This window comes from Nocardioides sp. CPCC 206348, assembly GCF_048654705.1.
Lineage (GTDB): Bacteria > Actinomycetota > Actinomycetes > Propionibacteriales > Nocardioidaceae > Nocardioides.
This window is the reverse complement of record NZ_JBMCZA010000198.1, coordinates 72358-93251: the sequence shown is the minus strand read 5'-3', so window position 1 is coordinate 93251 and position 20894 is coordinate 72358. Positions and strand designations below refer to the sequence as shown.

At 65.9% G+C, this 20894-nt stretch carries 20 protein-coding genes; 14 read left to right on the top strand and 6 right to left on the bottom strand.

All coding sequences use genetic code 11. The features are described from left to right. Nucleotides 1–7: 7 nt before the first annotated feature. Together ACOADB_RS18880 and ACOADB_RS18875 are read left to right on the top strand one after the other, a co-directional pair. Nucleotides 8–1048 (top strand): hypothetical protein, encoded by a 1041-nt coding sequence (locus tag ACOADB_RS18880; protein WP_378601903.1) that lies wholly within the window; start codon nt 8–10, stop codon nt 1046–1048. Nucleotides 1049–1139: 91 nt separating this feature from the next. Next, nucleotides 1140–1808 (top strand): MEDS domain-containing protein, encoded by a 669-nt coding sequence (locus ACOADB_RS18875; RefSeq protein WP_378601900.1) that lies wholly within the window; start codon nt 1140–1142, stop codon nt 1806–1808. A gap of 99 nt (nt 1809–1907) precedes the next feature. Here the strand turns inward: ACOADB_RS18875 and cofD are convergent, their stop codons facing one another. Genes cofD through ACOADB_RS18860 form a run of 3 tightly spaced genes read right to left on the bottom strand, consistent with a single transcriptional unit; the run spans nt 1908 to nt 5301 of the window. Continuing rightward, nucleotides 1908–2876, bottom strand: coding sequence for a 2-phospho-L-lactate transferase (cofD, locus tag ACOADB_RS18870; protein WP_378601897.1), 969 nt, complete (start codon nt 2874–2876; stop codon nt 1908–1910). Further along, nucleotides 2873–4567 carry an ATP-binding protein gene (locus ACOADB_RS18865; RefSeq protein ID WP_378601894.1) on the bottom strand — a complete coding sequence of 565 codons (1695 nt, stop codon included), beginning with the start codon at nt 4565–4567 and terminating at the stop codon, nt 2873–2875. The genes cofD and ACOADB_RS18865 overlap by 4 nt, the downstream gene beginning before the upstream one ends. Beyond that, nucleotides 4564–5301 carry a response regulator gene (locus ACOADB_RS18860; RefSeq protein WP_378601891.1) on the bottom strand — a complete coding sequence of 246 codons (738 nt, stop codon included), beginning with the start codon at nt 5299–5301 and terminating at the stop codon, nt 4564–4566. The genes ACOADB_RS18865 and ACOADB_RS18860 overlap by 4 nt, the downstream gene beginning before the upstream one ends. 105 nt (nt 5302–5406) lie before the next feature. On the opposite strand from ACOADB_RS18860, the gene ACOADB_RS18855 reads away from it, so the two are divergent. The 8 genes from ACOADB_RS18855 to ACOADB_RS18820 all read left to right on the top strand — a co-directional run bounded on the left by ACOADB_RS18855 (nt 5407) and on the right by ACOADB_RS18820 (nt 13044). Continuing rightward, a complete protein-coding gene (locus tag ACOADB_RS18855; RefSeq protein ID WP_378601888.1) occupies nt 5407–6960 on the top strand; it encodes an AMP-binding protein in 1554 nt (517 codons plus the stop codon). Between the two features lie 13 nt (nt 6961–6973). Then, on the top strand, nt 6974–7819 hold the full coding sequence (locus tag ACOADB_RS18850) for a nitroreductase family protein (protein WP_378601885.1): 846 nt from the start codon (nt 6974–6976) through the stop codon (nt 7817–7819). 77 nt (nt 7820–7896) lie between these two features. Beyond that, a complete protein-coding gene (locus ACOADB_RS18845; RefSeq protein WP_378601882.1) occupies nt 7897–8232 on the top strand; it encodes a hypothetical protein in 336 nt (111 codons plus the stop codon). 29 nt (nt 8233–8261) lie between these two features. Then, nucleotides 8262–10634 carry a bifunctional FO biosynthesis protein CofGH gene (locus ACOADB_RS18840; protein ID WP_378601879.1) on the top strand — a complete coding sequence of 791 codons (2373 nt, stop codon included), beginning with the start codon at nt 8262–8264 and terminating at the stop codon, nt 10632–10634. After that, a complete protein-coding gene (locus ACOADB_RS18835; RefSeq protein ID WP_378601876.1) occupies nt 10634–10981 on the top strand; it encodes a hypothetical protein in 348 nt (115 codons plus the stop codon). The genes ACOADB_RS18840 and ACOADB_RS18835 overlap by 1 nt, the downstream gene beginning before the upstream one ends. A 17-nt stretch (nt 10982–10998) precedes the next feature. Further along, on the top strand, nt 10999–11667 hold the full coding sequence (gene npdG / locus ACOADB_RS18830) for an NADPH-dependent F420 reductase (RefSeq protein ID WP_378601873.1): 669 nt from the start codon (nt 10999–11001) through the stop codon (nt 11665–11667). Continuing rightward, on the top strand, nt 11664–12278 hold the full coding sequence (ribA, locus tag ACOADB_RS18825; RefSeq protein WP_378601870.1) for a GTP cyclohydrolase II: 615 nt from the start codon (nt 11664–11666) through the stop codon (nt 12276–12278). The genes npdG and ribA overlap by 4 nt, the downstream gene beginning before the upstream one ends. Next, nucleotides 12271–13044 (top strand): enoyl-CoA hydratase-related protein, encoded by a 774-nt coding sequence (locus tag ACOADB_RS18820; RefSeq protein WP_378601867.1) that lies wholly within the window; start codon nt 12271–12273, stop codon nt 13042–13044. The genes ribA and ACOADB_RS18820 overlap by 8 nt, the downstream gene beginning before the upstream one ends. Before the next feature lie 129 nt (nt 13045–13173). Here the strand turns inward: ACOADB_RS18820 and ACOADB_RS18815 are convergent, their stop codons facing one another. The 3 genes from ACOADB_RS18815 to ACOADB_RS18805 form a co-directional block, all read right to left on the bottom strand. Beyond that, complete coding sequence (locus ACOADB_RS18815) at nt 13174–14010, bottom strand: CynX/NimT family MFS transporter (RefSeq protein WP_378602082.1); 837 nt, start codon at nt 14008–14010, stop codon at nt 13174–13176. 233 nt (nt 14011–14243) lie between these two features. Beyond that, nucleotides 14244–15674 carry an argonaute/piwi family protein gene (locus ACOADB_RS18810; protein ID WP_378601864.1) on the bottom strand — a complete coding sequence of 477 codons (1431 nt, stop codon included), beginning with the start codon at nt 15672–15674 and terminating at the stop codon, nt 14244–14246. After that, a complete protein-coding gene (locus ACOADB_RS18805; RefSeq protein WP_378601861.1) occupies nt 15671–16999 on the bottom strand; it encodes a DUF4365 domain-containing protein in 1329 nt (442 codons plus the stop codon). The genes ACOADB_RS18810 and ACOADB_RS18805 overlap by 4 nt, the downstream gene beginning before the upstream one ends. Before the next feature lie 297 nt (nt 17000–17296). Here ACOADB_RS18805 and ACOADB_RS18800 point away from each other — a divergent pair, with 297 nt between their 5' ends. The 4 genes from ACOADB_RS18800 to ACOADB_RS18785 all read left to right on the top strand — a co-directional run. Next, the gene (locus ACOADB_RS18800; protein ID WP_082600003.1) at nt 17297–17737 is read left to right on the top strand and encodes a helix-turn-helix domain-containing protein; all 441 of its coding nucleotides are present in this window, start codon (nt 17297–17299) and stop codon (nt 17735–17737) included. 437 nt (nt 17738–18174) lie between these two features. Then, nucleotides 18175–18744 (top strand): SAF domain-containing protein, encoded by a 570-nt coding sequence (locus ACOADB_RS18795; protein ID WP_378601857.1) that lies wholly within the window; start codon nt 18175–18177, stop codon nt 18742–18744. 3 nt (nt 18745–18747) lie between these two features. Then, nucleotides 18748–19587 carry a hypothetical protein gene (locus tag ACOADB_RS18790; RefSeq protein WP_378601855.1) on the top strand — a complete coding sequence of 280 codons (840 nt, stop codon included), beginning with the start codon at nt 18748–18750 and terminating at the stop codon, nt 19585–19587. Beyond that, on the top strand, nt 19584–20894 hold a 1311-nt coding region (locus ACOADB_RS18785), incomplete at its 3' end, for a CpaF family protein (RefSeq protein ID WP_378601852.1). The genes ACOADB_RS18790 and ACOADB_RS18785, both read left to right, overlap by 4 nt.

Genomic DNA, 20894 nt, shown 5'->3' with positions numbered 1-20894 from the left:
TACGAGCATGAAAATTCGGGAAGAAGAAGTCTTGCTGCCAACGTCGGCTGTCTCCGCGTTTCCGCGGCCGCACTGGCTACAGGGTCGAGTACTCGGCTCGCTGAATGAGCCGGTCTACCGCAGCCACAACGCGCGAGTTACCTTCGAGGACGCGACGAAGATCTGCGCCCACGAGCAGGAACAGGCCCGCCTCGACATCCTCTGTGACGGCGCGCAGTACTACGAGTGGGAGGCCCCAGGCTTCCAGTTGGAGCCGATCTTCCATTTCATCCCCGAGAACCTCGGCGGGTTCCGGCCCTACGGCCCTCCCGGTGACGGAGCGAAGTACGCGCCGTTCTACAAGGCAGTGGTTGCCGAGAAGATTGAATGGAAGCGCCCCATCTTCGAGTCGGTCGTCAACGCCATGAAGCTCGCTACCGACCGGCCGTTCAAGGTCGCGTTCCTCGGCCCTGCGCAACAGAGCATCATCGTGGACAACCAGTTCTATTCCGATCCGGTTGATGTCGCGCGCGACCTGGCGATTGCGATGAACCACGAACTGAAATACCTGGCGGGGATGGGCCTGGAGGCTGTGCAACTGATCGACGTACTTGCTCCGTACACGCAGGAGTCGTGGCAGATCGAGGTGCAAGAACTGATGTTCGACGGTGTGGAGGTCATGAAGTTCTGGCATGTCTGCTACGGGAGCGTGGATGGTCAGCGGGACGTCTTCGAGGCGAAGACCCGCGACATGATGCCGTTGTTCAAGGCGTCCCCCGTGGACGTGATCCAACTCGAGAGCTGCAGCTCCGAGTTTGGCGAGCTGGAAGCCTTCCGTGACTTCCCAACCGACAAGGTCCTGGGTCTGGGAGTAGTCGACGCCAAGAACACGATGGTCGAGACCCCTGAGGTCATCGCCGAGCGGATCCGGAAGCGGCTTGAAATCGTGCCGGCCGACAGGCTCCTGGTGTCCCCCGACTGCGGGCTTGGTTACTTCTCTCGCACCACGGCCTACGCGAAGCTACGCTCGATGGCAGCGGCGGTCGAGATGGTCCGGAGCGAACTCTAAGGCGATGCCCGTAAGTCGCACGCAGACCAATGGGAAACGTGCAGCGGGATTCAGGTGCCCCCGCGGCGACCCGGCTCAGAATGGAGATGGGATGACGAACACCGACGACTTCTTTCCTGCCGGTGCAGGCATGGCTGCGGGGGACCACCTGTGCGGTTTCTACCGCAATGACCACGAACGTGACGCGATCGTGATCCCCTTCATAGAAGAAGGTCTGGCCGAGGGCGCGTCGTGCACCTGTGTTGTGGACAGTTGTACCCCGACACAGGTGCTTGACCGGCTGGCTCAGGACATTGACCTCGCCCCGCACCTTGACGCGCATCACTTGGAGGTTTTGACGGCAGACGATACTTACCTGAGTCGCGGGACGTTCCTGGTTGAGGAGATGCTGCAGTTCTGGGAGTCAAAGGGCCGTGCTCTGTGGGGCGACACCGTCCCCGAAGCTCCAGTTCGCAACCTGGGAGACATGAGCTGGGCGCACCGAGAGTCGGTCTGCTTCGAGTCGCTGATCAGTTACGAGGCCGAAATCAATCGGATCATGCGCGACTTCCCGCAGATCAATCTATGTCTCTACGACCTTAACCGATGCTCGGGGGAGGTGGTGATGGATGTGTTGAAGACTCATCCGAAGGCGCTACTGGGGGGAATGGTGATCGACAACCCTTACTACATCGACGCCGACGAACTCATCAGCAGCCAGCCAAGCCAAGCATCGCCAGCCCCCGAAATGGCGGATGCTCAGACCGCGGCAGGTAAGTGACCACGCCATCTGCATGCCTGAAGCATTAGGGGCTCGTCGACGCCTTCGGCCCGCTGCCCGGAGCGAGAGGCACGCCCAACCGCTAGTGGCGGTTCGGAGTCACCGCAGCTCAGCGTTTTCTACGCCGGACAGCACGGCGTCGACCAAGAGCCCCGGGTCGGCTCCTCGGTGGACCAAGGTGTCGGCTAGGACCACTCGGAGACCCACTGCTTCGATCTCGTTCGCGAATGCAGCGTCCGCCCGATCGAGTACGAACACCCCGGCGACGTCGGCATAGAACAGCGCCACCCCCACTGGCGTCGGCTCGTAGCCGGCGGCCTTCAGGAGGCGGGCACGGCTTCGAGCTCTGCCGGCCTCACCCTCGTCATCAATCGGCACCGTCTCCACGGTCGGTGACACCACCACCGTCCGCTGTCGCGCCGATTGAAGTGCCGCTCGCATCCCCTGCAATTGCAGGATGGGTTGCAGGCTCGCGATGGGGTTGCTTGGCGCGATGACCACCAGGTCGGCGGCTGAGATGTCGTCCAGCAACCCTTCGACGGGTTGTGCGTCGTCCATCCCGGCGACATACGAGCGAAGGACGTCAACGTCGGCGTGCTCGCGCACCAGGAACTCCTGGTAGTGCAGATCTCGGCCGTCGCAAGTGACCACACGTGAGGTCACTTCGGCTTCGGTGGCCGGGAGGATCTTGCATCCGACCTGGAAGGCCCGGGCAATCTCGGAGGTAATGTCACTCAAGCGGTGTCCGGCGCGGAGTTGGCCGGTGCGGAAAAGGTGAACGGCCAGGTCTCGGTCACCCAAGTTGAACCACTGGTTGCCGGCGATCTCACTCAGCGTGGTCATACATTGCCACGTCTCCTCCTTGACGCCCCATCCGCGGCTTGTGTCCTGGCGGCCGCTCAGTGCATACAGCACGGTATCGAGATCGGGACACACGCGCAGGCCGTGCAGCCAGAGATCCTCGCCAGTATTGACTGCCACGGTCAGGTCGAGGTGCCGTGCAGGGTCGATCATGATGGTCCACAGCCGGGAGGCGCCGATGCCGCCTCCGAGTCCGACAACTCTCATGATTGCTCGCCCCTGATGTCGGGCCGGAGACGCAGCCGGAATCGTGCGCCCCCCTCCTTTCGGTTCTCGACCGTCAGGTCACCGCCCATCGCGGTCGCCAAACTGCTAGCAAGGACCAGACCCAGCCCGTAGCCGTCGACCTCCACGCCGGATCCCCGAACGAACGGCGTAAACAAGTGGGGGAGAAGGTCCGCCGGGATACCTGGCCCGTTGTCAGACACGGTGACCGAGATATTCTCTTCCTCTTCCTCGATCAGTACCTCGATGAGCCCCGCGGGCGCGCCATGGCGCACGGCGTTGGCGAGCAGATTGAGCACGATCTGGACGAGCCTGCGGCGGTCAATGTACGCCGCAACGCGGGTGCCGGCTCGTAGACGGATCTCGACGGCTCGTGCATCTGCCTCGGCCGCAACCAGATCGATGGCATCGCGGACCGCGTCGACAACCTGTACATCCTCGAGGTTCAGGGGAAGGACGTCCGCCTCCACCCGGCTAATGTCCAGGACTTCGGTGACCAGGGCGAGCAGGTGATCTGCGGCGGTGTTGATCCGCCTTAGCGCCTCCTGGCGACGCGGACCATCCAGGTCGAGGGTGCCGAGGAGTTCGGTGAAGCCCTTGATGGCCTGCAACGGGCTGCGCACCTCATGACTTACCGCGGTCAGGAGCTCCGATTTGGCCCGGCTGTGTTCATCGGCCGTGCGTCGAGCCACCTCGGCCTCCCGTCGGGCACTCTCGGCTGCCTCGACCGCCTGCCGTTCGGTCAGATCCAAGACGGTGATGGCGAACAGCCGGGGCCGGTTGTCAGCGCCCCGTACGACAGCGGCGGTTGCCTCGACGGGGACCTGGTCACCGGTCCCGGTTCGCAGATAGGTCTGCTGGGTGATGTGATCGAGGCGACCCGCCAGCATCTCGGCGACGGTGGACTCGGCCCAGGCGTCGTCGGTGAACACCAGTCCTAGCGGCTGTCCGGTGAGTTCGCTGGCGGTGTAGCCGGTGATGTCGACCATGGCATGGTTGACACGTTCGATGCGTTGGTCCAGCGCCAGCAACGCCATGCCAGCGGCGTTGTCCTCGAACGACCTCCGGAACAGCTCCTCGTTCTCGATCAGGTCACCGACCAGATGGCTGTGCTCAATGGCCACCGACGCCAGGTAGGTGAAGCGGTCAACCAACCGCAGTTCACGGGCTGACGGCTGTTGCGGACGGCGGTGGTACACGGCGAACGTACCGCTGGGGAAGCCTTCCCTACCGGGGATCGGCGTGGACCAACAAGCGACCAGGCCAGCAGCCTGCGCTGCCTGCCGGTACTCCTGCCACCTCGGATCGAGCCGCACGTCGGGCACGATGACCCGCTCGTTCAGGTACGCCGCGGTGCCACAGGACCCCGCAGAGGGACCGGGACGGAGCCCGTCGATGGCGACTATGTAGGCGCTGGGTAGGCGAGGCGCGGCGCCATGGTGAAGTCGTTGCCCGGACCGGTCTAGCAGCAGGATCGAGCAGTAGGCGTCTGGTATCAGCTCTTCGATCGCCTGGAGGATGCGCTCGAGCATGGTCTTCAGGGGAGCGGCGGCGGCGATCAACTCGAGGATCTCGGTGTGCCGACGGAGCACGACGGCAGCGTCTTGTGGCCCGAAGTCGAAGCCGGTTTCAGTGTCGCGCAGGGCTGCGTGTCCCTCGACGCGCCTGTTCATGCCGGCACGTCCAACTGGTAGCCGACGCCGTGCACCGTGCGAATCAAGCCGGTGGTGCCTGGTGCCTCTAGTTTGTTCCGCACCCGGTGGATGTGCTCAGTCACGGTCGCCTCGCCCAGCCAGTCGGCTGACTTCCACACGCGTTCGAGCAGTTGCGGCCTGGTGAATACATGCCGCGGGTGTCTGGCAAGGAAGGTCAGCAACTCGAACTCCTTGGGCGTCAGGTCGATGAGGGTGTCCTTCAGCCAGACCTCTCGGGTAGTGACCTCGATCCGCAAAGGACCCGCGATGATCGAGTCAGTGGGCTCCGGGCCTGAGCGGCGCAGGACCGAACGGACGCGCGCCAACAACTCGCCGGTGGAGAACGGCTTGACCAGGTAGTCGTCTGCACCTAGGTCGAGACCCATGATGCGGTCGGTCTCACCGCTCCGGCCGGACAGAATGACGATCGGTAGGGTCCGGGAGGCCCCGGCGCGCCCGGATCGGACCGCCCGCAGGACGTCCAGTCCGCCGAGGGTCGGCAACGAGAGGTCGAGGACCACTAGCGTCGGGGACTGATCGGCGATCGCCACGATGGCGGTCGGACCGTCGGCGGCCTCCAGTACCTCGTAGCCGGCGTCGTCAAGTTGCCAGCGCACGACTGTACGGATGCTCGCGTCGTCGTCAACGACCAGCACCCGGGGGCGAACCTGATCGCCGTCGGGTGCTGGGCCTGCTGCGGCCGGGATGGTCATAGATGACTGCTATCACCTAGCGCCAGGCCCCACAAGATCCGTGGGCGGCACTGACGCCCAAGCCGGCTCCCAACGTTGAGGATGCGTTGATATTGCGTTGACAGGGTGGTGAGATCCAGGTCACAGAGTGTGCGTGTGACGTTCATCGCTCCCCGAGGCCCCGACACCGTCGCAAGTGTCCTATCAGCTCAGACGTCTTTGCGTCCAGATGCCACGTTCTTGGTCTTCGAACGCGAGCCGGGTGTCGTGGAGACCATCACGTGGGCCGACCAGGAGGCGAGGTCGCGGCGGGCCGCCATGGCGCTGAAGGAGCTGGGGATCTCGGCTGGCACCCGCTTTGGTGTGCACCTGACCAACTGCCCCGCCTTCTACGATGTGTGGTTTGCCGCCGCTCACCTTGGCGCCGTGATGGTGCCGACCAACCCGATCGCGACGGGCTCTGAGTTGCGGTACATGCTCGAGCATTCGGGTTGCCGAGTGGTCTTGACCGAACCCGGTCTCCAGGAAACAGTGCATGCTGCGGGTGCCGAGCACGTGGTCGATGTGACGGGCAGCTGGACGGACGGCGTGGAGCCGTGGGTTGGACCGTCGGCTGCTGCGGCCGGCGATGTCTTGGCGGTGCTGTACACGTCGGGGACGACCAGTCGACCCAAGGGCGTGGAGATCACTCACGCGGCGTATCTGGCAGTCGGCGACGCGGTCGCCAACCACGTGCGCCTACGCCCCGACGACCGCTTCCTAGTGGTGCTCCCGCTGTTCCACGCCAATGCCCAGTACTACTGCACGATGGCGGCACTCGTCTCCGGTGCGTCAATAGCGTTGACTCCCCGATTCAGTGCCAGCCGTTGGTCCGAGCAGGCGGCGGCACTCGAAGCAACCGTCGCAAGCCTGTTCGCAGCACCTATCAGGATGATTCTGGCGAAGGATCCGACCGATTGGGACCGGGCACACAAGCTCCGGGTCACTCTGTTCGCCCAGAACATGTCGAAGGAACAGGCTTTCGAGTTCGAGCAGCGCTTCGCGAACCCCCTCGTGCAGCTCTACGGCATGACAGAGACGGTCATCCCGCCGACGATGAACCCGCTGTACGAGACACGTCACTCCCTGAGCATTGGGCGCCCGCTGCCAGGCTCCCGCCTCCGCGTCGTCGACGTCGACGGCCAGGACGTGCCTGCGGGCGACCCCGGAGAGCTGCTCGTGGGCGGCGAACCAGGCCAAACCATGATGCTCAGATACCTAGACGATCCAGAGGCGACGGCCGCCGCGCTCTCCGACGACTGGCTGCGGACCGGTGACATGGTGCGGGCCGACGTGGATGGCTACCTGTACTTCGTCGACCGCGCGAAAGACATGATCAAGCGCTCGGGAGAGAACGTCGCGTGTGGCGAGATCGAGAGGGTGGTCGATCAGCTAGACGGAGTCCTTGAGTCGGCTGCCGTTGGCGTGCCGGACTCGATGCTGGACGAGGCGATCCACGTCTACGTCGTGGCCCGTGACGGCCTCCGGCTCGACGCCGAGGACGTGATCGCGCACTGCCGTCGCGAGTTGGCCAAATTCAAGGTCCCCGACCAGGTCCACGTCGTTGAAGAACTTCCGCGCACATCCGTGGGGAAGATCCAGAAGCACCTGCTGCGCCGACCGGTGCCGCAGGCCCGATGAGATGAGGTACGCAATGACTGCAGTGCAGCCAGAGACGACGGTCCCGGCACCGACGTCTTCGCTCGGCCTGACGTTCAAGGAGGCGGTCGGCCGTCGACGCTCCATCCGCTACTACAAGCCTTGGCAGCAGGTCGAACGCCAGAAGGTTCAGAAGGTACTGGAGGCGGCCCGGCTCCAGTCCTGCCATGGCAACGCGCAGCTGGTGCGCAAGGCCGTCGTCGTCCACCGCGACGAAACCGATCCCGACGTCTTCGCCGGTCTGGTCGAAGCGCTCTACAACCAGCCGCAGGCTTCCCAAGCGCCTGTCCACATCTACTGGACCATCGACCTGGCAGGCTGGGACAACCTGCGCGAGTACCTGACGGGTCTCATGGACGCAGGCGCACTTACCTCCAGCTACGGCTGGAGCGAGCAGTTCATCGACGAGATCGTGCTTAACACCGCGGACTTCAACGTCATGGCTGGAGAGCGCCAGTTCGCAGAATGGCTCTCGGCCATCGAGACCGGGCTTGCCATCGGAGCCTCGCTCTTGGCTGCCCAGGACGAGGGTCTCGGTACGCAGCTGCTGACCGGGAACCGGCAGCGGATGGCGGAACTGCTCGGCCTCCCCGAGACCGCGACCGTCGCCCAGATCCAGCTGCTCGGCTACGCCGCCGAAGGGACCGACGCAGGTGGCCAGCGGCCGCGGCCCGACTTCGAGGACCTCTACTTCGACGGGAAATGGGGGAACTCCCTGCACCGCGACCCCGCCGTCGTCGCAGAGCTCATCGAGGCCGGCATGATCCAGACCCCTGCGCCGCTTCCGCACCGTCGCCGCGAGGTCAGGGCGCTCGCGGCAATGTTCGGCCTTCCCGACTGATCCCATCCCGAGCCCCGGGGGCGGCCTGACCGTGCGGCCGCCCCCGGGTTCCAGCCCACCAGAGGAAAGACCCCACCATGCCCAGCCCCGAATTTGCCGCCCATACGTCCATCCAGCGGTACGCCGCAACCCTCGATGACCTGACGGCGCGGGAACGCGACGACCGGCTCAACCTTCTTGAGGCCTTCGCGGCCCATGTGGACCGGGACCCCGACACGATGATCGCCGAGATCTTCGACGAGGAGACCCGCAAGTACAAGAAGCGCGGCTTCTACACCGAAGGCGCCAAGGCCTTCGCCGCTAGCTTCGGTGACTCGTCGAACGCCCAACTCCAGCGCAGCAATGTCATCCGCGCCTTCTTCATCGCCAACGGCCGACGCCTGCTCACCGAGCAGCCGGCCTGGATGAGCTGACCCACACGCGACCCGCCGAAAGGACCGTCATGGACGACCTGACGAGATGGAGCACCCAGGATCTGGTCGCCGAGGCCACGCGTCTCCGCGACCTTGCGTTCGGCACCCGCCTGACGTACTCGCCGAAGGTCTTCGTCCCGCTCACGCAGCTGTGTCGGGATCGGTGCGGCTACTGCACGTTTGCCACAGCACCCCGCTCGCTACCTGCCCCGTATCTCTCGCCTGACGAGATCCTGTCCATAGCCAGCAGGGGCGCAGATGCCGGCTGCCACGAAGCGCTCTTCACGCTGGGCGAGAATCCCGAGGCCCGCTACCCCGAGGCCCGCGCCTGGCTCGACGAACACGGCTACAGCTCGACCACCGACTACCTGGTGGCAATGTGCGAACTGGTCGTCGAGCAGACCGGTCTGCTGCCGCACGCCAATGCCGGAGCAATCGGTGCGGACGCGTTGGCCGCCCTGCGGCGGGTGTCACCCTCCCAGGGAATGATGATCGAGTCGCTCCGCGACGACCTCATGGCACATCGCGGGGCACCCGACAAGACTCCGCCTCGACGACTCGCGACCCTAGAGGCGGCCGGACACCTCCAGATTCCGTTCACCACCGGGATCCTGGTCGGGATCGGCGAGGGCGAGGCCGACCGGATCGCGGCCCTGCGGGCGATCGCTGAGTCCCATGCCCGGCACGGCCATGTCCAGGAGGTGATCGTCCAGAACTTCCTGCCCAAACCCGGCACCGCCATGCGCGCCGCGGCAGCCTGCACGCACGAGGAGCACGTCCGCGCGATCGCCATCGCCCGCCTCGTCCTACCGGTCGACATCCATCTCCAAGCGCCTCCCAACCTGTCCGAACCAGACCAGCTAGGCACCTTGGTGTCCGCGGGCATCGATGACTGGGGCGGGGTGTCACCAGTGACGGCGGACCACGTCAACCCCGAACGGCCCTGGCCCGCACTGACCACCCTCAGGACGGCGACCGAACTGACCGGCCGGACCTTGGCGCCTCGATTGCCGGTGTACCCGGAGTTGGCGGCGGACCCGGACCGATGGCTCGACGAGCGGCTTCGCTTCCCCGTGCTCGACCGATCCGACGCAGACCTCTTGGGACGCGACGACCCCGGCGCCCTGTGGCCCGAACGTCATCAGGCCGCGGCCAACGTCGGAACCGGCGCGGAGGTCATCCAGATCGGCCGCCGCTCCACCGGTTGGTACTCGGGTGCCGGAAGTGACCCCATCGTCCTGGTGCCCGGGCGCTCCGCCGCTGCCGGAGCCATCCGCGAGGTGATCGGCGGGGTCCGGGCCGGACAGGACGTCGGCTCCGAAGAGTTGCTGACCTTGTTCACCGCGCGTGGTCCCGAGGTCACCGCCGTCGCCGAGCTCGCCGACCAGATCCGCCGCGATGTCGTCGGCGAAGACGTGACCTTCGTCGCGAACCGCAACATCAACTACACCAACGTCTGCACCTTCCGATGCACATTTTGCGGATTCTCCAAAGGACCGCTGTCGCTCAACCTGCGCGGCAAGCCGTACCTGCTCACCCTCGAGGATGTCGCCGAACGAGCCGCCGAGGCTTGGGACCTGGGTGCGACCGAGGTATGCCTCCAAGGCGGCATACATCCGAACTTCGACGGCAACTTCTACGTCGACGTAGCCAAGGCGGTCCATGAGGCGGTCCCCGGCATCCATATCCACGGCTTTACGGCACTCGAGGTGATGGAGGGCGCGAAACGGCTGGGTGAGTCCCTCGAGTCCTATCTGCTGCGGCTGCAGCAGGCCGGACTGAAGTCGCTGCCGGGCACGGCAGCCGAGATCCTCGACGACGAGATTCGCGCCGTGCTGTGCCCGGACAAGTTGAATACCGAGGAATGGCTACAGGTCCACGAGACGGCCCACAGCGTCGGCCTGCGCAGCAACGTCACCATCATGTTCGGTGCCATTGAGACGCCCGAACACTGGGTTCGGCACATATTGCGCACCCGCGACCTGCAGCGTCGGACCGGCGGATTCACCGAGTTCGTGGGTCTCCCATTCGTGCACATGGCCGCCCCCATCTATCTCAAACGCGGCGCCCGCCGCGGCCCCACCTGGCGCGAAACACTGCTCATGCACGCGGTAGCGCGCATCGCCTACCGCGGCGACATCGACAACATCCAAGCCTCCTGGGTCAAGCTCGGCAGCGTCGGCGCCCAACAGCTGCTTGCCTCGGGCGTCAACGATCTCGGCGGCACCCTGATGGACGAGAACATCAGCCGCGCCGCCGGGGCCGCCCACGGCCAAGCACTGACCCCATCTGACTTCGCAGCCATCGCCGCGGCCGCCGGGCGCCCAATCCGCCAACGCACAACGCTCTACGGCGACATTCTGGCCGGTTCACGCGACGCCATACTGGTCGGTGGCAACTGATGTTCGACGCGCTGGCTCACTGGGAGCAATCACTCCGCAAGACCGTTGGACTCGACGACGTAGAGATAGACGCGCACCTCGCCGCCCTCCACCAGTTCTGCCATACCCACCACACCGATCCGGCGACCCTGCTGGACCGATGGCAGGAGTTCCCAGAACTCACCGTCCGGCGCGACGGCCCGGACAGCAGACGCCGACCACTCCTGGCGCTCGAAAGCTTCCTGATCCACAACGGCGTCAACATCTTCGGCGACCTGGTATGCGTCCCAAAGAACGCCGACGAACTCCGCCAACAATGGCGGCCCGACCGCATCGCGCTAACCAATTCAACCGAGGAACTCCCGTGATGAAACACCGGATCGCCGTGATCGGCGGCACGGGCCCACAAGGCAAGGGACTTGCCTTCCGCTTCGCCGCGGCCGGTCACGCTGTGGCGATCGGATCCCGCGATTTCGAACGTGCCCAGGTGGCGGCCGACGAGATTGCGAGCCGCCTTGACGGCGCCGTCGTCAGCGCGGGAACCAACGGAGACATCCTCAGCGACTGCGACATGGTGTTGTTGGCGGTTCCTTGGGACGGGCACGGCGAATTGGTCCGAACATTGGCAGAGCGGCTAGCTGGCCGAGTCGTCATCAGCTGTGTGAACCCGCTCGGTTTCGACAAGCGCGGACCGTTCGGACTCGAGGTCGCCGAGAGTGCCGCAGAAGAGGCTCAGCGCCTTGTCCCGGCGGCCATGGTCGTGGGTGCGTTCCACCATGTCGCCGCCGCCACGCTCTGGGAGGACACCGAACCCATGGGCCACGAGTCCGTGCTCGTGTGTGGCTACAACCACGAGGCCAAGCAGACTGTCGTGGAGTTGGCGCGCGCGGTTACGGGTACGCCGGGTGTCGACGCCGGAGCCCTGCGACTCGCCCGCCAACTAGAGCCGCTCACCGCCGTCCTCATCAGTATCAACAAGCGCTACCGGACGCGGTCTGGCCTGGCCATCACCGGACTACCGCCGGCCACGAACGCCGCGGAGGTCAGCACATGAGACGTCCAATCCTGTCCCGTGTGCGACGTGAAGCAACGACGTCACTCCCGACCGAAGCGGGCCATTTCACGGCAATCGGCTACGTGGACCGTCGCGGCACCGAACACCTGGCCCTGGTCCATGGCGAACCGCGATCGGGTATCGCGATGGTGCGGATCCACTCAGAATGCCTGACCGGTGACGCATTCGGCTCACGTCGCTGCGACTGCGGCCCCCAACTGCAGGCCTCGATGCGCGCGATCGTCGCGGAGGGCTCCGGCGCCGTCATCTACCTTCGTGATCACGAAGGTCGTGGGATCGGCCTGGTCAACAAGCTGAGGGCATACGCCTGGCAGGACCGTGGGCTGGACACCGTCGACGCGAACCTCGTCCTCGGACTACCGGTTGACGCCCGCGACTACCGGTCCGCCACAGCAATCCTGCGAGATCTCGGTATCGAGGCAGTCCGCTTGCTGACCAACAACCCGGAGAAGGTCTCGGCCGTGGCGGCCGCAGGCATCGACATCCGAGAACGTGTTGCGCTACGTATCGAGCCCGGGCTGGAGAATGTGCGTTACCTGCGCACCAAGCACGCGCGCATGGGACACCTCCTTGGGGCGAGCGATGCCTGATCCCGAGATGCAGATCGTCGTCGACGTCGACGGCCCCGTTCGGCGAATCCGGCTGCATCGACCTGAGCGGCTCAACGCCGTGACCCCGGAAATGCTCGTTGCGCTATTGGAAGCTATCCGGGCATCCTCCAGGGACCTAACAGTACGGGTGATGACACTTGAGGGCAGTGGCCGAGCGTTCTGTGCGGGTGGCGACCTCACCGCCCCAGGGCAGCCATCGGAGGGGACGGTCGCACTCGTGAACGAGGTAGTGGTCGCGCTGCGAGAGGCACCGTATCCGGTCGTAGCGTTGGTCCACGGCATCGCCGCTGGTGCCGGGGTTTCTCTCGTTCTCGCATGCGACGTAGTCATGATGGGCAGCACCGCCGCGTTGGCCCTCGGCTTCAGCAGTATCGGCCTGATGCCCGACGGGGGAGCCACTGCAACGCTTGCCGCTGCTGTGGGCCGAGCACGTGCCTTGGGCCTAGCCGTTCTCGGCGACACCCTGAGCGCTGCACAGGCACACGATTGGGGGATCGCGTCGCGGGTCTTCGACGACGACGAGTTCGACGCACGCGCTGATGAGGTCGTGCAGCGGCTTGCGCAGGGACCTACGGCCGCGTTCGCACAGACCAAGAAGGCCGTCGATGCGGCCACGCTAGGTGATCTCAGAGCGCACCTCGCTCGCGAGCGCGCCGCCCAGACAGAGTTGATCGCCACCGCGGACGGCGTCGCCGGAGTGCGGGCGTTTGTTGAGAGGCTCCAGCCCACCTTCAAGGGTTCTTGACCTCATACCCGCGTAGACCACACCTGGTTGCTGGGATGCGGGCGCCGTATGACGACGGTCGTCGCAGTGTCTTGCCCACCGGCGACGGCCTTCCCCGTGCCGTGTTCGGGCGACGATGGCGGGGGGAGGTCATCGAAGCTGGGGAGTGTTTGCACGTTCACGTGTCCTGGCAGGACGATGGTCCTCGACGTGGATGGTGGTGCGTATGCGCCAGCCGAGGATTGCGATGGCGAGGACCGCTGCGCCCGCGACCAGGAGGTACGAGCATCCCCAGGTTCCGGTGAGGGCGTGGGCTGCGCCGAACAGGAGTGGCCCGAGGAGGGCGATGGCGCATCCGATGCCTTGGACGAAGCCAGAGAGCGCCGTAGTTCCGGCGTGGGTGCGGGCGTGGGTGTTGATCATCGTCAAGGTGATGGGGAAGAGGACGCATCCGATACCGACCAAGAATGTCCACAGCACCGGGGCAGCACCAGGCGCGAGGGCAAGGCCGGTGTATCCGAGGACGTAGGCGACCGCGCAGGTGCCGGTCAGGAGGAACGTGTTGCGCAGGCTGCCAGTCAGCCGCGGAACAGCGAAGGATGCAATAAGGCTGACGCCGATGATCAGGGACACCATCGTTCCGCCGAGGGATCGAGGTTGGCCGGCGTCGACGAGGAGGGCCGGGAGCCAGGTAAAGAGGATGAATACGTTCCAGGATGTAAAGCCGTAGAGCGCCGCCCGCGCCCAGGCGCGCGGGATCTGCCACATCGGCAGCACTGGTCCCTCAGCTGCTGCGCTTGCCTCCACTGGATGGTGGATGTGCTGCGAACGGGGGTGTTGGAGCCAGAGCAGGACGGCGAATGTGGTCGCGAGGACGGCTGGGACTGCCCAGATGCCGACAGCGGCGCGCCAGCCAAATGCGATGTCGAGAGGCATAGCGAGAAGCGGCGGGATCAGAGCCCCACCATTGAGGGCTACGAGCTGGATGGTGTTGAGCGCCCCGATGTGGTCAGGGAAGTGCTTCTTGATCAGCGGGGGAACGAGCTGCGATGACGTTAACGCTGTCTGGGGTGTTGAGGCTGTGCGTGAACTCGCGGAGGGCGGCGCGCACTTCGCTGGCGGCTCGGAGCGGGCACCTCTCGATGCTTGGCCGTCTTGTGCTGGCCGATGCGATCCGAAGAAGCGACGAGCTCAATCCCAGCTACACCCACCGAGCCAAGTCACATGTAGTAGGCGTATCGCGGCGCCGGGCGTTCATTCGGGCCGAGGTGCTTCAGGATCCGGCCGATCGAGTCAGCTGTGCGCAGCGTGATGGGCACCCGTCCGTCGAGTTGGGTGGCGTTCCAGTTCATCTTGGAGAGCGCGAGCAGCTCAGTCGCGATCTCGGCCGCGCTCGACTGCACGTCGACAAGGCGGAAGGGGAGTGCCGACGGCACGTACATCCCTGGGTAAGTCCGGTAGAACGGAACGCTCCCACGGGTGTAGAGCAGGTGCCGGGTGTCGGTGAGCGACAGGAGCGTGCCTCGTAGGGTCGTCTGCTCGCCTTGCCGAAACAGCCGGGGGGAGTCATCGCGTGGGATCCAGACGAGTTCGAGCATGGCCAGGCGCTCCGCCTCGGCGGCAGCCCGGAAGCCCTCCAGCTCTTCAGGCGTGAACGAAGAGGTCTTGTGCAGCATGACGCGTGCGGGTGCCGTCTTGTGCTCGATGCGGTAACGGGCCAGCGACTGCTCAAGGAGGTCCTTGGCGTCGTCACCGGTGAGGTGTGGCTGTCGGTCGTCCTTCGACTGAGTGGCCTGCGCGCCACGGACGATCACGCCGTCGCCGCGCTCGTTGAAAACCTGCGCCACGCTCGTCTGCAGTGTTTCGTTGTCGGTGCTCCGGTAGAAGGCGACACCGACGTAGCAGGTCGTGAGGTCCCGGACATGGCGGGTCATCCGCCATGGCACGCCGCCGGCCTTGTAGTACAACGCCGTGTGCAGGTTCCAGGCCTTGGTTGCCTCGTCCTGCTGGCGTCGCCTGTCGCGGCCCTTTGGCTTGTAGGTCGGGTCCCAGGTCTCGCGTCGGATAATTTGGATGGGACGACTACCGCTCAGCGAGCGTGCCTTCAGCAGTTCGTGGAAGTCGAAGCCGATAGACGCAGCTTTTGGTTGCTCCCACGGTCGGTCAGGGTTGGTCTTCGGCTCCTCGCGTTCCGGCAGATCGTCGGGACGGCAGACGATGATCACGTCGCAGTTGGGTTCCTCATCGAGCGTTCTCAGCTCGGCCTCGTACAGTTCGACGCCCTTCTGCACAGCCTGCAGCGGACTCAGCGTTGCGATGTTCTCCAGGGCTCGTTTGTCGAGTGTGCGCTCCAGCCGTCCGTTCCAGATGATCGTCGAGCGGAAGCCGACGCTGGTATGGAACCCAGGAAACGGCAAGTAGAGGTGCGATAGCGGGCTTTCTTTGGGTGCAATTGGTTCGCGGCAGCGGTCGAGCCATGCCTTGACCCCATCGATGGCCTCCTTGGTGCCGACGATGCCGATCTGGATCGTCCGGACTCCCGTATTGCTCAGGTCGGCCGGACCGTAGTTGTTGATGCCGCTACGTGGGTCGATGTGGCGGCTGCCGTTGCCGAATTCCAGGTCCGGTTCTTCGATGAACGTGAGTTTCATGCCGTCTCCGCCAGCTCCCCGTCAGCCAGAGGATCGGTCGGGTCCGACGCCTCTGCCGCTCGCTTCCACTTCGCCTCGTCGATGCCTCGGTCGGTGTCGAAGGTGACGAGTTTGCCGAAGTCGAGGATGCGCTCGTTCTGGCTGAACAAGCTGTCATGGCCGCCCTCGCGACCGGCGAGGATGGCGGCCCACATGCGGGTCTCGCCGAGCGCAGCGGGGTTACGTTCGAGCCGCTTGATGCCGCTCAGGTACTGGGCTGTGAACCGTGACTCGCGGTAGCCGTCGATCGAGTAGTAGTAGTCGGGCGTCAGGGCGCAGAACCACTCGTCGTCGAGGTTGAGGAACTGCCACTTGAGGCCGGCGTGCTTGTAGTAGCTGACCTGCGATGGGTTGGTCTTCTTGGCGTGCGGCTTGAAGACGGAGCGCCAATGGGTGCCGCTTGTGTTCCAGCTCCGTGGCGACAGGTCGTCGGTGGCACGGAAGTAGAGCATGTGGCGCTTGCCGTGGAAGGCGCAGTCATCGCGGAGGTCTTGCCGGAAGGCGTTGTTGAGTAAGCGCACCAGTACTCGCTCGCTGTCCGGGCTGCCGTCGAGCAGTTCGCCGGTGGCCTCGATCGTCGGGTCACCGTTCACCGCGCCCGCCAGCGCGGTGTCCTCGACGGGGCTCCACGTCAGCAGCCGGCCGCCGAAGAGGGTGAAGTCGTCTCGGATGTCGAGGCTGCTCTCGCGCTGTAGGTCGTAGACCTTCCGGGGGAGTGTGACCGCGGCGTCGTATGCCCAGAACACGTCGGGCATCGTCACGGGCAGCAGGTTCGACTCCAGCGTTTCATCACGCAGATCAGCGACGGGCGTGTGCGCGCGGCCGTGAGGATCCGCAACCGCGAACAGCCGGTCGGAGACGTCCCCTCCAAGGGACATGGTGATCTTGTTGAAGTCCACACGTCCGCCGGCGCGACGGGCGGGATCCGCGAAGTAGGACTGGATGTGCGCCCACCAGGCTTCGCCCCGCTTGGGGTGTGAGCAGACCAGCAGGACGGGCATTGAAGACTTCATCCAGTAGTCCAGGTCGCGCTCGTCGCAGTCGTAGTGGAACCGGTCGGCGGTCTCACCGGGGAAGTCGTTGTCGCTGGCCTTGCTTTGCACCTGGAGGTGGCAGTTGCTGACTTCGCCCGTCGCATGGTCGCGCAGCTCGATCGTGCCATCGATGCCGGCGTCGACTGTGCGCTCGTGCCAGACGTGATCCATGGCGCTGACCCGCTGGTGGATAAGGGCGATACCAGCATCGCCGATGTGCGCGCTGCGGCTGACCTGCTTACCGCTTCCCACCCGGTCACCTCGCTTCTGCCGAGGAATCTGGAGGGCCTCGGCTCTCTGAGAGTACGAGTCGCCTCCGACAGTACGAGGCAGACGCGGTTCAGAGGCGGTGCTACCTGCGGGCGTCCGGATTTGATGAGGCCCACGCCTTTCGAGAGGACCGGTAGGCATCGCCGTTGTCACGCTCCACCTCGAGTCAGCGGCGTGTCCCAGCGCCCTCTGCCCAGCGCGGGTATCACGTAGGTCGCTCAACTTGTGAGGAGATTCGCGGCGGGGGCTCCCGCTTGCTCCGACTAGTGTCTGTCAGCGATGGTTTCCGGAATTGACCCCTCAGTGCTGCGCGCCGCTCGCGAGAAGGCGGGCCTGACCCAGCATGAGTTGGCGCGTCTAGTTGGTGCCGCCGGTGGGGAGCGCATATCTCGTTGGGAGCTGGGCGCGTCGGTTCCTCGGCCGGACTTCTTGGTCAAGCTTGCTAGAGCGCTCGACATCCCGACCCTTCGTCTAATTCACATGGAGGGTGAGGTTCCTGATCTCAGAGCACTGCGTTTGAAGGCGGGGCTGACGGTGCCCGAGTTGGCTGCGGCCGTCAACGTGGCTGTGCCGACCTACTACGCCTGGGAGCAAGGCCGTTGGACCCGACTCCCAGCAGCCAGGCAGCTTGAGAGTCTCGCGCGTGGGTTGGGGGACACAGTCGACGTCGTCGCCGCGGCCTTCCAGGAAGCCCGGCAGCAGCGTCTGCGGCGCGGGTAGGTCCAGCGCCGTAGACGGGCGCACCTGGCGCCGAGTTTGACCGTAATCCACAGGGAGATATTCCTCCCGAAAAGTCCGCATGATTTGTGGTCCCATTGACCTGGATGTTCGGTGCGTGCGAGCGCTCAGTCCCATCGGGGGGATTGGGCCACGCAACCACTTCCGGTCAGGACTCGGGCGATGACATCTCGGAATCGGTCAGCTGTGGATAACGACCCTCGCGATAGAAATGCACTAGTGTGGTTCTATCGAGTCGGGCTCGCGATGACCGCTCCCGGCACGTCTTGACACGTAGGTGATCGAGACAAGAGAGGACTCGGGGATCCATGTCGATGAACACTGCTCAACAAGCACGGGACGAGGTTGGCGCCAGTATCAAGGCACCTCCCGACCACAACCACTTTCCACGGCTGAGGCGCCGCCGCAGGCGTTGGGTCGTGGCACTCTGCGCGGCTCTTGTCGCTGCCGGCGGCCTGGGGACCGCGTTCGCGTTCACCTCGGTTAACGACGCCCAAGAGGTCCTGGTCGTCAGCAACGACATCAAGCGTGGCGAGACCATCGAGGCCGGCGACCTCGCCGTGGTGCGGGTCAGCGTCGACCCGGCGTTGACCCCGGTCCCCGGCAGCCAGAAGGCCGAGCTCGAGGGCAGCCGCGCTGCCGTCGACCTGTGGGCCGGCACCCTGCTCACCGCGCAGGCGGTCACCGACAACCTGGTGCCGGGGGAGGGAGAGTCCCTGGTGGGCATCAGCCTTACTCCCGCGCAGATGCCGTCGGAGCCGCTCTACGGCGGCGACGTCGTCCGGATCGTCACCACGCCCGGCGACCAGGGCGAGATCACCGACGAAGACCCGGTCACCATCGAGGCGACCGTCGTTGGTGTTAACCGGGTCGAGGAGACGGGCGAGACCGTCGTCGACGTCTCGGTGCCCGAAGCCGAGGCGGCCGAACTGGCTGCCCGGGCTGCCACCGGACGGGTCGCACTCGTCCTGGACGCCCGGGAGCGCTGAGGCATGGCGGTGATCGTCCTGGCCTCCGCGAGCGGTTCGCCCGGCGCGTCCACCACGGCGCTCGGGCTCACCCTCAACTGGCACCGACCCGTGCTCCTGGTCGACGCCGACCCGACCGGATCCTCCTCGGTCTTCGCCGGCTACTTCCACGGCACCCAGGAGCCGACCGGCGGCCTGATCAACCTCGCCCTGTCCCTGCGCGAGGGAACGCTGGCGGACGCACTGCCCCGCGAGACGCTGCTGCTGGACCCCGAGGCGCCGGCCGAGCGCTCGGCCTGGTTCCTACCCGGCATCCGCGCCCACGAGCAGGCCCCCAGCCTGTTGCCCCTGTGGGAACCGCTCACCGAGCAACTGCGCGCCCTCGACCGCAACGGCCAGGACGTCATCATCGACGCCGGACGACTCGGCCTCGCCGGCTGGCCCCAGCCGCTGATCGCCGGCTCCGACCTGACCCTGCTCGTCACCCGCAGCTCGCTGCCGGCACTGGCCGGTGCCACCAGCTGGGCCAAGACCCTGCGGGCACAGTTCGCCGCGGTCGGTGGGCTCTCCCGTCTCGGGGTCCTCCTCGTCGACGAGGAGCGACGCTGGCCCACGCTTCCCACCGGCGCCCGAGTCCGGCCCTACACCGCACGCCACATCGCCAAGGCCCTCCAGATCCCCGTGGTCGCCTCCGTGGACTGGGAGCCCGAGGTGGCCGAGGTCTACTCCCACGGCGCGCGCAAGCCCCGCAAGTTCGAGTCCTCCGGGCTGCTGCGCGGCTACCAGGGCAGCACCGCCGCCATCCAGTCCATCCTCGGCGCCAACCAGGCCGCCCTCGCTCCCACGAACGGAGGCCACGCATGAGCACCAACGGACACAACCCGGAGACCAACGGCCGCGACCCGCTGCGCGCCGACGAGTGGCTGGAGGCCCGCCATGCCGCGAACCGCGAGCCGACCTCGCCCTTCGCCCGCGGCACCAACGGCACCCCGCCGCCCCCGCCGCCGGTCGTCGAGGACCACGACCCGACCTCGCTGCCGATCTTCGCCGGCGCCTGGACCAGCGAAGGCGAGGGCCAACTGCCTGGCCGCGCCCGCTCGGAGTTCAGCCTGCGCCCGCTCGTCACGCCAGCGCCGGAGGAGCACCACGACACCCGCGGCGCGGATGGCGAAGTCGAGCTGGACTGGGAGCTGATCGCGCAGTACCGCGCCGAGATCTCGTCGCGACTGACCGCCCGGCTCGACAAGGAAGGTGGCCGGGTCACCGAAGAGGACCGCGAGCAGATGGGCCTCGACGTCATCGAGGAGCTCATCAAGTCCGAGGCCGAGACGCTGGTCTCCACCGGTCGGCCGCCGTGGACGAAGGACCACGAGAAGGAACTCAAGTCCGCCCTCCACGCCGCCCTGTTCGGACTCGGCCGCCTGCAGCCCCTGGTCGAGCGCGAGGACGTCGAGAACATCATCGTCATCGCCCGCGGCCCGCTCTGCTCGGTGTGGCTGGAGCTGGTCGACGGCACCCTGGTCGAGGCCGCCCCGATCGCCGACTCCGAGGACGAGCTGCGCGAGTTCCTCTCCGACCTCGGCGCACGGCAGAACCGACCCTTCACCGAGGCCCGGCCGCACCTGGACCTCCGGCTGCCCGGGGGAGCGCGGCTCGCGGCCGGCTCCTGGGTGATGGCCTACACCTCCGTCGTGATCCGCCGACACAGCATGCGCGAGGTGTCGATGGACGAGATGGTCTACGACCGCAAGGCATGTAGCCCGGTCCTGGCCGACTTCGTCGCAACCTGCGTGCGTGCCGGCAAGAGCATCGTCGTCTCCGGCGTCCAAGGCAGCGGCAAGACCACCTGGGTCCGCGCCCTGTGCTCGTGCATCCCGCCCTGGGAGATGATCGGCACCTTCGAGACCGAGTTCGAGCTGCACCTGCACGAGCTCGTCGACCGCCACAAGATCGTCCACGCCTGGGAGCACCGCCCCGGATCCGGAGAGGTCGGCATCGACGGCCGCCAGGCCGGTGAGTTCAGCCTCGAGGAGGCCATCCACCACTCCTTCCGGTTCAACCTCGCCCGCCAGATCGTCGGCGAGGTCCGCGGCCCCGAGGTCTGGAACATGCTCAAGGCCATGGAGTCCGGGCCGGGCTCGATCAGCACCACCCACGCCCGCAGCGCCGAG